Origin of the sequence: Trinickia sp., from assembly GCF_051953405.1 — a bacterium.
Classification (GTDB): Bacteria; Pseudomonadota; Gammaproteobacteria; order Burkholderiales; family Burkholderiaceae; genus Trinickia.
Genome location: NZ_JBQCIV010000121.1, coordinates 102,286 through 114,081 on the forward strand (window position 1 = coordinate 102,286; position 11,796 = coordinate 114,081).

Below are 11,796 nucleotides of genomic sequence, written 5' to 3' on the forward strand. Positions count from 1 at the left end.
CGTTCGCGTCCGCTGTTCAATGCGCCGGGTGGGCGCCCGGCGGCGGCGCTTGCGGGGCCGCGCGCATCTGAGCCAGCAGCGCCGCACAAGGCGTCGGCTTCGTATGGCTGGGCGAGATCAACGGGACCAAAGCCGCGAACGGATTGAGCAGCCCCAGGCCAACGGCCGCCCCGGCCCGCAACGCGATCGCGGTTTTATCGACGCCCACGTCCGGGTTCTTGAAAGTGCCCTTGACGTACAGGGGCGAACGCAGCGTGAAAATCCGGAATCCCTTCGTGTGAGGATGGATCGTTAATTTCATCGTCTCGTCGCGCAAATCGATCTTGCCGTCCATGCCGATCACGGCGTCGGCCGTGTCCAGTGCGAACGTCCGCGTGTCGAGCACGCCGTCTTGCGCCGCGAAGTCGGCCGCCATGCAGTTGATATCGATGTCGCGCGTGCCGAACAGCTTTTCGTAGACCACGTTCGCCACGTTCAGCCCCGCCGCCTCCATGATCAGCAAGCTCACCTTGCCTTGCGTGATGAGCGCCTTGGCTTCGCCGTTCAACGTACCGGCCAACGCGGCCGGCGAATTGCCTATCGCGGATAGGTTCGCGTCGCCGTTGACTTCGCCGAGCGCCGATTGCATCGTCTTTTGCGTCGGGAATAGCTGCTTGAGCCGCAGATGACGCGCCGATAACGTCATGCGCGCCTGCAACGGCGCTTTCGAGCCGTCGAGATGGAAATTCGACGAGAGCGTGCCGCCCGCCACGCCGAAATTCAACGGATCGAAAGTCAGCACGCCGTCCTTGAGCACGACATGCGTATCGAGATCCGTGATCGGCAGCGCCGGATCCTTGAGGATCCGCCGGCCCTTGAAGGTCACATCTGCATCCATGGCCTTCCAGCGGTCGGTATGAAACGGCTCGACGGGCAAGGCCCGATCGGCCGGTTGCTTGACCGCTTCGCCACGGCGGGCCTTGTTCGCGTTGGAATCGGCGCCGACGATCGGCGCGAGATCGGAGAACCGTAGCAGATTCGACGACACATGGCCCGTGAGCGACGGCCGAGGCTGGCGCGATCGATACGTGAGCGTTCCCTCCAAGTCGCTGCCCCCGACGCGGCCCGTAAAGCCGCTGTAGGTGAACACGCTTGCGCCCGTTTGCAGGTGGCCGACGAGGTGCCCGTCGGTGGCGTACGGAGGCGTTTGCGGCAGATTCACCCCTAGGATCGAATACAGATGCGACAAGTCCTCGCCTTGCAGCCAAAGCCGCAAATCGAGCGCCGATAGATGCACGGGATCGGTCAACGTGCCGACGAGCGCCACGCGGGTATCGCCGATCTTCACATCGGCTTGCATCGGAAACGGACGATGGGCATCGCGCAGCGCGAGCACGCTGCCGAGCTTGCCGCTGCCCGACACGTCCGTCTTGCGGTAGCGGCCCTTCGCTTGCCAGGCGAGCGAATAGACAAGCGCGGTGTGCGCGTTCGCGGATGCGCTCGATGCCCCCGAGGCTGGCGACGCCGCTGCCTCGGGCTGCGCGCGCGAAGCCGGCGGGTTCGACGCGGCCGTCGCACTTTGCCCTGCCGCCGCATCCGACCCAGCCCGCGGGCTCGATGCCGCGATCTGCGCGGAAGCCGCCTGCGCCCCGGAAGCCGTCTTCGTCTGCGATTGAAGCTTGCTGGCCCCGCGCTCGCCGATCACATGCGCGGCCGCCCCGCGCGAGGCCGCCTCCTGCTGCTTCATGACATCGCCGATCGGCAACGGTTTGCCGAGGGTATCCACATCGACCTGCGCATCGACTTGCTCGACCTCGTCCGAGGCCGCGATATGCGCTTTCTTGAAGCCCAAATCGGCCAGGCGCAACGTCCAGCGCGACGGCCCTTTCGATTGGGGCAGGTTGAAGACCCAGTTCGCACGTCCATCCTTGAGCCGTTCGAGGTCGATCGACGGGTTGACGAGATCGATCGACGGAATGGAGATCACACGTGCCAACAAAGGCAGCACTTCGACGTCGAAACTGATCGCGTCGAGCTTGGCGAACGTCTTCGATGCGGCCCAAGGGGGATTGCCGACTGTCACGTCGTAAGCGGAAAACCGCGGCCACGGCACCCAGGCGCGCCAGCCATGCTCGCCTGTCGGATGCTGCCAGCCGACCCGCAAATCGCCGTTGATGGCGAATGGCCGCCCGATCGCTTGGGACACTTTGTCGTCGACCCAAGGTCGAGCGCGGTTCCAATCGAAGGTCGCCACGAAAATCGCCAGCACGGCGCAAAGCACGAGCACGGCGACGATGAACCAGGCAAGAATTTTGCCGGCGGTACGGGCTGCGTTGGCGGGATGCGGCATGCGAGTGTCGTTTCGTTCGAGGATTGAGCAACGCGATGCGACGCCATGGCGGGCGGCGAGCGCGGCCTTCGACTACGGTAGCGAGCAATCGCCATGCCATGCGGCTCCATCCCATGCGGCTCCATCCCATTGCCTATCATGTCGAGTCTCGGTAGGCTTGCCGCGGTGCGCTCGACCGGCCGCACCGCCGTTGCCCATGCACGTAGCACTGGCGCCCTCCCTTCATCGACGATCGACCTGCGTGATGACCGCCCCCTTTCTGCTGGAAGCCCACGCGCTCATGCGGCGCGACGCACGAACGGCGACGACGTTGCTCGCCGCAACCGATTTTTCCCTTGCCGCAGGCGAGCGCGTGGCGATTACGGGCCCCTCCGGTTCGGGTAAGAGCGTCCTGTTGCGCGCGCTCGCGCTGCTCGATCCGCCCGATGGCGGCCGGGTGCGATGGCACGGGCAAGCGGTCGATCGCCACGCCATCCCGCGCTTTCGACGCAGCATCGCGTACGTGCGGCAGCGGCCCGCGCTCGTCGAAGGCAGTGTGGAAGACAATCTGCGCTACCCGTACTCGCTGCATGCGTATCGCGATGTGCGGTTCGATCGCGAGCTTGCGGCGCGGCTCGCCCGAGCAGCCGGTCGAAACGAAGATTTCCTGAACAAGCGGGCGAGCGATCTATCGGGCGGAGAAGCGCAAATCGCGGCCTTGATTCGCGTGCTGCAACTAGCGCCCGAAGTGCTGCTGCTCGACGAACCCACCGCTTCGCTCGATCCCGAATCCGCACGCGCCATCGAAGCGCTCGTCGACGATTGGTTCGAAACGGACCGGGCGGCGCGGGCCTCGATCTGGGTGTCGCACGACCCGGCGCAGGCCGCACGCGTCGGACAGCGTCGGCTCGCCATGCGCGCCGGCACCCTCGCCCAGCAAGCGGAGACGATCGAGTGAATCCGGTCTTGCACGATCTGAGTCTTGGCGACGTCGCGATCGCCGCGTTGCTGATTATCGTCAACGGCGCGCTTTCCGTTGCCCTGTCGCTCGGCCTGGGGCGCCAACTTGCATGGGCCGCCGTGCGCACGGTCGTTCAGCTGCTGTTGGTCGGCTATGTGCTCGGCTGGGTGTTTGCCGTCGACCGCTGGTATGTCGTGCTCGCGCTGATGGCGCTCATGACCGTCATCGCGGGTTTCGCGGGCGCGGCCCGTGGCGCGCATACGTACGCGGGACAGCGCGTGGATAGTCTCGTGTCGATTTGGCTCAGCGCGTGGTTGATCGCGGCCGTCGGCCTGTTCGCGGTCATGCGCATTCATCCTTGGTACGAGCCGCAGTATGCGATTCCGATCCTCGGGATGATTCTCGGGAACACGTTGACGGGTGTCTCGCTCGCGATCGAGCGCATGACCGAGGAACTGACGGCGCGGCGCGATCGCGTCGAAATGGCGCTCGCGCTCGGCGCGACGCGCTGGGAAGCCGCGCGCGGGCCCGCACGCCAGGCCGCTCGCGCAGGCATGATCCCGACGCTCAATCAAATGGCCGTGGTCGGCGTGGTGAGCCTACCCGGCATGATGACCGGGCAAGTTCTTGCGGGCCAATCGCCGCTGCAAGCGGTGCGCTACCAGATCGTCATCATGTTTCTGATCGCCGCGGCATCGGCGCTCGGAACGGTCGGCGCGGTCTTGCTCACGTATCGGCGATTGTTCGGCGCGGATCATACGTTCCTCGCCGCACGGCTCGTCGAACGCACGGCTCGCCGCTGATCGCGCGCCGCGCCCCACGTCGATAAGCAGAACGACGAGCGGCGCCGCCTCGCGTGCCGCGCGCTCGCCGTCAGCGCTGCGCCGACACGGTGACTAGAGTGCCGTCGCTCAGGTCGACCGTCTTCGCGCTGCCGTTCGTCGGCATCGTGAAGCGCACCACTTGGCTCAGGTTCGAGACGTTCGGGCATTGAAGCGTCTTGCCGTGCACCTTCTGGCTCGCCATGCCGCGCGGCGCGGTGGCTTGCACGCTGAGCTGCACGGTCGCGGTCCCGTCCTCCGCCACGGTCGGCGCGAGCCGGATCCGCATTTGCCGCTGCACCGCCCCATTCGCATCGAGCGGCAGCGATCCGTAGTTCGGGCATCGATCGGAGGCCGTTACCGCACTACCGGCCGGCGTCGTCTTCCATGTGTAGTCGTCGGTTTGTCCCGAACGGATCGTGCGCGTGTCTTGCGCGTTGCCGTACGTTTTCGATGCGACCTTGACCGTGTATTTGATTGGCCCGTCGGCCGGTGTCTTCGACGTGATCGTAATCGGCGGCGCGGCGTGCGCCATCGTAGCCAAACCGCCAGCCGCCAACGCGGCGATGGAAACCAAAACGGCTGCGGGTTGCAGACGACCCCTCATATTCACCTCCTGGCTAACCGGACGTAACCGGGCGCTTCGCCTCGCGCGCGCGGCGACAATGCTTGGCGACGCGCTGCCAGTCTAATCCGAAGTCGCGCGAAAGACTGCATCCGCCCGTCGGGGGTTGCCCCGCTTGCATCCGGCTCTTTTATCGGGTTGGACGCGATCGGCCGCGCGCCGAGCCGCACCTTAGCCACCCTGAAGCCGAACCCGAGCCGAGCGCGGCGGCCGTCCTTCGACCGGCTACAATAGCCGGATTTTCCGCCCGCCGAGCCCGGCGGCTTTCCTTGGCGCATCGTTCATGAATCTCGTCGTACAAAGCCCCGAGCCGCTAGCGGCCGCTCACGTCAAGCCGCTCGTCGCGCTCGCGCGCGGCGCGCAAGCGCAATCGATCGATCCTTACGGATTGCGCATCGCCGATGCCGATCCGGCGCAACGTCCCGACATCGAAGCCTACTGTTCGACCCATGCGCTCGATTACGCGTACGTGCCGGCGGGCCGCACGTTGCGCGAGTTCGGTCTGGTCGCCATGGACATGGATTCGACGTTGATCACGATCGAGTGCATCGACGAGATCGCCGATTTTTGCGGACTGAAAGCCGAGGTATCGGCGATCACGGAAGCGTCGATGCGAGGCGAGATCAAAGACTTCAACGAAAGCCTAACGGCGCGTGTCGCCTTGCTAAAGGGACTGGACGCCGGCGTGCTCGAGCAAGTGTTCAGCGAGCGTTTGCGGCTTTCGCCCGGTGCCGAGATCATGCTCGCTGCCGCCAAGGCGGCCGGCTTGCGCACGTTGCTCGTCTCGGGCGGTTTCACGTTTTTCACGGAGCGCCTAAAGGCACAGCTCGGGCTCGATTTCGCGTATGCCAATACGCTCGAGATCGTCGACGGGAAACTGACGGGGAAGGTCGTGGGCGAAATCGTCAACGCGAGCGTCAAGGCGCGGACGGTCCGCGAGACGTGCGCCACGCTCGGTGTTAAGACCTCGCAAGCGATCGTGATGGGCGACGGCTCCAACGATCTGGAGATGATGGCCGAAGCGGGCCTCTCGGTCGCGTTTCGCGCGAAGCCCGTGGTTCGCGCGGCGGCCGACGTGGCGTTCAATCACGTCGGCCTCGACGGCCTGCTGCGCTTGTTCTAAGCCCCGAGCGCCACACCCATGGCGCGTTCGATGTCGGCGCGCAAATCGGCTTCTTCCTCGAGCCCGACGTAAAACCGCACCAGCGTGCCGCGGTGCGGCCAGCTCGATCCCGTGCGCATGGACGCGACGTCGTACGGCATCGCCAGGCTATGCGCACCGCCCCAGCTCCAGCCGATGGCGAAGAGTTCGAGCGCCTCGACGAAAGCATCGATTTGCGCCGGGCTGTAGCGCTCGTCGAATATGACGGAAAACAGCCCGCCCGCCCCCGTGAAGTCGCGCATGAAATGCGCGTGTCCAGGGCAATCGGGCAACGCCGGATGCAGCACCGCGGCAATTTCGGCGCGAGCCTTAAGCCAGTGCGCCAAGGCCAGCGCGCTGCGGTCGTGGGCCTCGAAACGCGCTTTCATGCTCGGCAAGCTGCGCAGCACGAGCGAGCAGTCGTCGACCGATACCCCAATTCCCATTCGCATGCGAGCCAGCTTCAGCGCGCAATGCAGTTCGTCGTCGGCCGTGATCGTGGCCCCCATCAACAGGTCGCTGCCGCCCGATTGATACTTCGTGAGCGCTTGCACCGAGATGTCGACCCCATGTTCGAGCGGACGAAACGCGAGCCCGGCCGAGTAGGTGTTGTCGATCGCCGTGACCACGTTACGCGCGCGAGCGGCGGCGGCAATGGCCGGCACGTCCGGCACTTCCATCGTGACGGAGCCCGGCGCTTCGATCCAAATCAGTTTCGTGTTCGGACGAATCAGCTCAGCGATCCCGGCACCGATCATCGGATCGTAGTAGCGCGCCGATATGCCGAAATCGTGTGCAAGCCAATTTCCGTGCTCCCGATTGGGCGAATAGACATTGTCGGGAATCAAGACGTCGTCGCCGGCTTTGACGAGGCCGAAGTAGACGTTCGAGATGGCGGCCAGCCCCGAGGGCTGCAGCAGCGCGTGCTTGCCCCCTTCGATCTGCGCAAGGCGCTGCGCCAGCGCGGCGGAGGTCGGCGTCGCATGCAGGCCATAGCGCCATTGCGCGTCGCTGCGCCAATCGGCGCCACGCACGGCCGCCAGATCGGGGAACACGACGGTGGACGCCCGCATCACGGGCGTCGCAAACGATTCGAAGCCGGGGGCCAGATCCAGGTCGGGATGGACGATGCGCGTTTGGCGTGCGCGGTCGGAAGCGGAATCGGTCATGGTCAAGGTGTCGATGAGGGGCCGCCGAGCGGTTGAAGCACGAACGGCTGCGGATCGGAATCGTCGGGGTTCATGCGCTGGCCGGTGAGCGAACCGTCGGCGGCGAAGCGCCCGACCCAGTTGCCCGCGATCGTGCTGCCGTCGGCCGAATCTTCGATCTCGAGGACGTCGCCCTCACGATCGCCGGCCACCAGCACGACCTCGCCGGTATCGGCGAACTGGTATTCGCCGTGTACGCCGGTCGGATCGTCGGTCTTCTTGCCGAGCCGCAATACGATGCGGCGCGAGCCGAGGGTGCCCGCATAGCGGGGAAAATTCGCAAACGCGGGATTCGGTGCCAGCGGCGCCGGGACGCGCGGCACGGCGGCATCGGCCGCATCGGCGGATTGCTGGGCGAGCGAGCCGGCCGCCTCGGACGCCTGTTGCGCGACCGAGCCAGCGGCATCGTGCGCGCCCTGGCCCACCGCTTGGGCCGCATCCGCACGCCGTTGCGCCATCTGTCCGGCGGCCTCGCCGGCTTGCCGAGCCATCGCCTCGGCCGGCCGCGGCGCCTGTTGGGCCCATGCGCTGTGAAACGACAGGGACAGGACGGCCAACGCAGCCGTCAACGCATATCGCCGCAAGCGCACCGTCTCAGACCTCGCCCCACAGATCGTGCCCGTCCGCACCCGTGATCCGCACGGATACGAAGTCGCCCGTTTTATAGCGCTTCGATGCCTTCGCAGCAGGCGCGACATAGACGACCCCATCGATCTCCGGCGCATCGGACGCGGTCCGGCCGATACCGCCGTCGGCATTGACTTCGTCGATGAGCACTTTGAGCGTCTTGCCGACCTTGCGCTTCAATCGGCGCGCAGACACTTCCTCCGCCACCTCCATGAAGCGTGCGCGGCGCTCCTCCCGCACCTCGTCGGGCAGCGCGCCCTCGAGTTCGTTCGCACTCGCGCCTTCGACGGGCGAGTAGGCAAAGCAGCCGACGCGATCGAGTTCCGCCGCCCGGATAAATTCGAGCAGCGTCTCGAATTGCGCTTCCGTCTCGCCCGGGAAGCCGGCGATGAACGTGCTGCGGATCGTGAGTTCGGGGCATACGCGACGCCAGGCGGCGACGCGCTCGAGCGTGCGCTCCGCGTTGGCCGGCCGCTTCATGCGTTTGAGCACTTCGGGATCGGCATGCTGGAACGGAATGTCGAGATAAGGCAGCACATGGCCCTTGAGCGGACCCTCGGCCATCATCGGAATAATTTCGTCGACGTGCGGGTACGGATAAACGTAGTGCAGGCGCACCCAGGCGCCGTACTGCGCGGCCAGCTCGCCCAGGGCGCCCACGAGTTCCGTCATGCGCGTCTTGAGCGGGCGACCGTTCCAGAAACCCGTGCGGAATTTGACGTCGACGCCGTACGCGCTCGTGTCTTGGGAGATGACGAGCAATTCCTTGACGCCCGATTTGAACAGGTTTTCCGCTTCGAGCATGACCTCGGCGACGGGCCGCGAAACGAGATCGCCGCGCATCGACGGGATGATGCAAAACGCGCACCGGTGATTGCAGCCTTCGGAAATCTTCAGATAGGCATAGTGGCGCGGCGTGAGCTTGATGCCGGCGGGCGGCACGAGATCGACGAACGGATCGTGCGGCTTCGGCAGGTGGTTGTGCACGGCCTGCATCACTTCGCCGACGGCGTGCGGCCCGGTGACGGCGAGCACCTTCGGGTGCACTTGTTCGATGAGCCCTTCGCCGCTCGCGCTCTTTTTCGCGCCGAGGCAGCCGGTCACGATTACTTTGCCGTTTTCGGTCAGCGCTTCGCCGATGGCATCGAGGCTTTCCTGTACGGCTTCGTCGATAAAACCGCAGGTGTTGACGACGACGAGATCGGCGCCGTCGTACGTTCCCGAGATTTCATAGCCCTCGGCGCGCAACTGCGTGATGATTTGCTCGGAATCGACGAGCGCCTTGGGGCAGCCGAGCGAGACGAAACCGACCTTGGGCGGGACCGGCGCGCTAGCAGCCGAGGGGGACGTGGCGGGAGTGGGAGTGTGCGGCATGAAGTGATCCGGCGAATGGCAATGACTCCGGGCGACGCTATCGTGCGCGTGTCGACGCGCCTTTTCCCGGACGAACCGCGCATTGTACCGCGAGTACCGCAACGCGGCACCGGCAGGCCTCGCCGCCTTCAGGCCCCTTCAGACGCCGTCGAGTCGTTCGAGCGCGTTCGAGCCAAACTGCCGCGGCACGAGCGAACGACTCGATCCCGTTACTTCTTCTCCGGCTCGGAACCGCCACCGGGTTTATTGAACGTGAACGAGTTGAACATCGACTTGGCCTGGTTCTGCATCTGCTCTTGCATTTGCACGAACATGTTTTTCGATTGCTCGATGTAGCTCGTCATCATCCCCTGCATCATCGGCGCTTGCATGTTCATGAACTGCGACCACACCTCCGGATTCAGCGCATTGCCTTCATACAGGTTCTTCGACTGCTCCGCGAGCTTATTTTGGATATCGATGAACGCCTGAATGTTCTTTTCCAAGTAGACGCCCATCATGCCCTGCATGGCATGACCGTAAAAACGGATGATCTGGGAGAGCATCGAGGAAGAAAACATCGGCACTCCACCGCTTTCCTCTTCGAGAATGATCTGCAGCAAAATACTGCGCGTCAGATCTTCGTTGGTCTTCGCGTCGATGACCTTGAATTCCTCCTGGTCGAGCACGAGCTGCTTCACGTCGCTCAGCGTGATGTAGGTGCTCGTCTCCGTGTCGTAGAGCCGACGGTTCGGGTACTTCTTGATGAATCGCTCGGCTGTTTTCTTTGTAGTCGACATGTAATGCCTTTTATGAACGCGACGCAGCGCAATGACGGCGCCCTCGAGCCCGCCGCGTCTCCCGCAGCGAACCGGACCCCCGAAACCTATACACTTTAACGCGTTTTGCGCCGGCGGCAAGCGAACTGCTGCCGGCGCAAACACGCATCAGCCCATGTGCAAGCCGCCGTTCAACGAAAAATCGGCGCCCGTCGAGAAACCCGACTCGTCGGAGGCGAGCCAGGCGACGATCGATGCGATTTCATCGGGCGAACCGAGCCGGCGCACCGGAATCGTCGCGATGATCTTCTCGAGCACGTCCGCACGGATCGACTTGACCATGTCCGTGCCGATATAGCCCGGCGACACCGTGTTCACGGTCACGCCCTTGGTCGCCACTTCCTGCGCGAGCGCCATCGTGAAGCCATGAATGCCGGCTTTCGCCGTCGAGTAGTTCGTCTGACCGAATTGGCCCTTTTGGCCGTTCACGGACGAAATGTTGATGACGCGCCCAAAGCCGCGCTCCACCATCCCGTCGATCACTTGCTTCGTGACGTTGAACAGGCTCGTCAGGTTCGTGTCGATGACAGCCGTCCAATCCTCGTGCGTCATCTTGCGGAACACGACATCGCGCGTAATCCCCGCATTGTTGACGAGCACGTCGACCTCGCCCACCTCAGACTTCACCTTGTCGAACGCGGTCTTGGTGGACTCCCAATCGCCGACGTTGCCCTCCGACGCGACGAAATCGTAGCCGAGCGCCTTTTGCTGCTCGAGCCACGTCACGCGCCGCGGCGAGTTCGGCCCGCAGCCCGCTACCACCTTGAAGCCTTGCCGATGCAGGCGCTGGCAGATTGCGGTACCGATACCGCCCATCCCGCCCGTTACGTAAGCAATACGCTGAGTCATGAATCACGCTCCATTCCTGTTTTCCGGGGGCGCGTGGCCGCGCCCCTCGTCCTTGCCGCCGCATACGGCCCGAGCGACGGCTCTTGCGCGCCGATTAAACGCGCTCGACCGCCAAGGCGACACCCATCCCGCCGCCGATGCACAGCGACGCCAAGCCACGCTTGACATCGCGCTTTTGCATTTCGTGGAGCAACGTCACGAGAATACGGCAACCCGACGCGCCGATCGGGTGGCCGATCGCGATCGCCCCGCCGTTCACGTTGATCTTCGAGGTATCCCAGCCCATTTGCTTGTGAACGGCCAGCGCCTGAGCCGCGAACGCCTCGTTGATTTCCATCAGATCGAGGTCGCCCACCGACCAACCGGCACGCTCAAGACAACGGCGCGACGCCGGCACCGGCCCCATGCCCATGACCTTCGGATCGACGCCCGCGTTGGCGTACGCCTTGATCCGGGCAAGCGGCGTCAAGCCGAGCGCTTCGGCCTTCTTGGCCGACATGACGAGCACAGCAGCCGCGCCGTCGTTCAGCCCCGACGCGTTCGCCGCCGTCACCGTCCCTTCCTTCGAGAAAGCCGGCTTCAGGCCCGCCAGCGAGTCCGCCGTGACGCCGTGGCGAACGAATTCGTCGGTCGCGAAGCGCAGGGGCTCGCCCTTGCGCTGGGGAATCTCGACCGGCACGATCTCGTCGTCGAAACGCCCGGCTTTTTGCGCGGCTTCGGCCTTGTTTTGCGACAACGCGGCGAACTTATCTTGCTCCTCGCGCGTGATGCCGTACTCTTTGGCGACGTTTTCGGCCGTAATGCCCATGTGGTACTGGTTGTAGACGTCCCACAGGCCGTCCACGATCATCGTGTCGACGAGCTTGGCGTCGCCCATGCGGAACCCGTCGCGCGAGCCCGGCAGCACGTGCGGCGCCGCGCTCATGTTCTCTTGTCCGCCGGCCACGACGATGTCCGCATCGCCCGCGATCACCGCGTTGGCAGCCAGCATGACGCCCTTCAGAGCCGAACCGCACAACTTGTTGATGGTCATGCCCGTCACGGCCGCGTGCAACCGCGCCTTG

Annotated in this window: 11 protein-coding genes; 3 read left to right on the forward strand and 8 right to left on the reverse strand. The window is 64.8% G+C overall.

The features are described 5' to 3' along the window. Positions 1-16 precede the first annotated feature (16 nt). A complete protein-coding gene (locus tag ACTHN9_RS21225) occupies positions 17-2,329 on the reverse strand; it encodes an AsmA family protein (RefSeq protein WP_440538737.1) in 2,313 nt (770 codons plus the stop codon). A gap of 244 nt (positions 2,330-2,573) precedes the next feature. On the opposite strand from ACTHN9_RS21225, the gene ACTHN9_RS21230 reads away from it, so the two are divergent. Next, a complete protein-coding gene (locus tag ACTHN9_RS21230) occupies positions 2,574-3,266 on the forward strand; it encodes an ABC transporter ATP-binding protein (protein WP_440538738.1) in 693 nt (230 codons plus the stop codon). Next, the gene (locus ACTHN9_RS21235) at positions 3,263-4,072 is read left to right on the forward strand and encodes an ABC transporter permease (RefSeq protein WP_440538739.1); all 810 of its coding nucleotides are present in this window, start codon (positions 3,263-3,265) and stop codon (positions 4,070-4,072) included. Before ACTHN9_RS21230 ends, ACTHN9_RS21235 begins: the two co-directional genes overlap by 4 nt. Before the next feature lie 70 nt (positions 4,073-4,142). On the opposite strand, the gene ACTHN9_RS21240 is transcribed toward ACTHN9_RS21235, so the two are convergent. Beyond that, positions 4,143-4,697, reverse strand: coding sequence for a DUF6013 family protein (locus ACTHN9_RS21240; RefSeq protein WP_440538740.1), 555 nt, complete (start codon positions 4,695-4,697; stop codon positions 4,143-4,145). A gap of 301 nt (positions 4,698-4,998) precedes the next feature. On the opposite strand from ACTHN9_RS21240, the gene serB reads away from it, so the two are divergent. Further along, positions 4,999-5,838 (forward strand): phosphoserine phosphatase SerB, encoded by an 840-nt coding sequence (serB, locus tag ACTHN9_RS21245; protein WP_440538741.1) that lies wholly within the window; start codon positions 4,999-5,001, stop codon positions 5,836-5,838. On the opposite strand, the gene ACTHN9_RS21250 is transcribed toward serB, so the two are convergent. The 6 genes from ACTHN9_RS21250 to ACTHN9_RS21275 form a co-directional block, all read right to left on the reverse strand. Then, positions 5,835-7,025 (reverse strand): cystathionine beta-lyase, encoded by a 1,191-nt coding sequence (locus ACTHN9_RS21250; protein ID WP_440538742.1) that lies wholly within the window; start codon positions 7,023-7,025, stop codon positions 5,835-5,837. The genes serB and ACTHN9_RS21250 overlap by 4 nt on opposite strands. Before the next feature lie 2 nt (positions 7,026-7,027). After that, entirely contained in the window at positions 7,028-7,654 is a 627-nt protein-coding gene (locus ACTHN9_RS21255; RefSeq protein ID WP_440538743.1) for a hypothetical protein, read from the reverse strand. A 4-nt stretch (positions 7,655-7,658) separates the two neighbouring features. After that, positions 7,659-9,065 (reverse strand): 30S ribosomal protein S12 methylthiotransferase RimO, encoded by a 1,407-nt coding sequence (rimO, locus tag ACTHN9_RS21260; protein ID WP_440538744.1) that lies wholly within the window; start codon positions 9,063-9,065, stop codon positions 7,659-7,661. A 209-nt stretch (positions 9,066-9,274) separates the two neighbouring features. Then, positions 9,275-9,844, reverse strand: coding sequence for a polyhydroxyalkanoate synthesis repressor PhaR (phaR, locus tag ACTHN9_RS21265; protein WP_440538745.1), 570 nt, complete (start codon positions 9,842-9,844; stop codon positions 9,275-9,277). A 147-nt stretch (positions 9,845-9,991) separates the two neighbouring features. Continuing rightward, positions 9,992-10,732 (reverse strand): 3-ketoacyl-ACP reductase, encoded by a 741-nt coding sequence (locus tag ACTHN9_RS21270; protein WP_440538746.1) that lies wholly within the window; start codon positions 10,730-10,732, stop codon positions 9,992-9,994. Positions 10,733-10,826: 94 nt separating this feature from the next. Continuing rightward, positions 10,827-11,796 (reverse strand): acetyl-CoA C-acetyltransferase (locus tag ACTHN9_RS21275; protein WP_440538747.1); only part of this gene is annotated, 970 nt, incomplete at its 5' end.

Coding starts and splice junctions, on each gene's coding strand:
- ACTHN9_RS21230 (WP_440538738.1), top strand. CDS start 2,574: ATGACCGCCCCCTTTCTGCTGGAAGCCCACGCGCTCATGCGGCGCGAC.
- ACTHN9_RS21270 (WP_440538746.1), bottom strand. CDS start 10,732: ATGACTCAGCGTATTGCTTACGTAACGGGCGGGATGGGCGGTATCGGT.
- ACTHN9_RS21225 (WP_440538737.1), bottom strand. CDS start 2,329: ATGCCGCATCCCGCCAACGCAGCCCGTACCGCCGGCAAAATTCTTGCC.
- ACTHN9_RS21250 (WP_440538742.1), bottom strand. CDS start 7,025: ATGACCGATTCCGCTTCCGACCGCGCACGCCAAACGCGCATCGTCCAT.
- rimO (WP_440538744.1), bottom strand. CDS start 9,065: ATGCCGCACACTCCCACTCCCGCCACGTCCCCCTCGGCTGCTAGCGCG.
- serB (WP_440538741.1), top strand. CDS start 4,999: ATGAATCTCGTCGTACAAAGCCCCGAGCCGCTAGCGGCCGCTCACGTC.
- ACTHN9_RS21240 (WP_440538740.1), bottom strand. CDS start 4,697: ATGAGGGGTCGTCTGCAACCCGCAGCCGTTTTGGTTTCCATCGCCGCG.
- phaR (WP_440538745.1), bottom strand. CDS start 9,844: ATGTCGACTACAAAGAAAACAGCCGAGCGATTCATCAAGAAGTACCCG.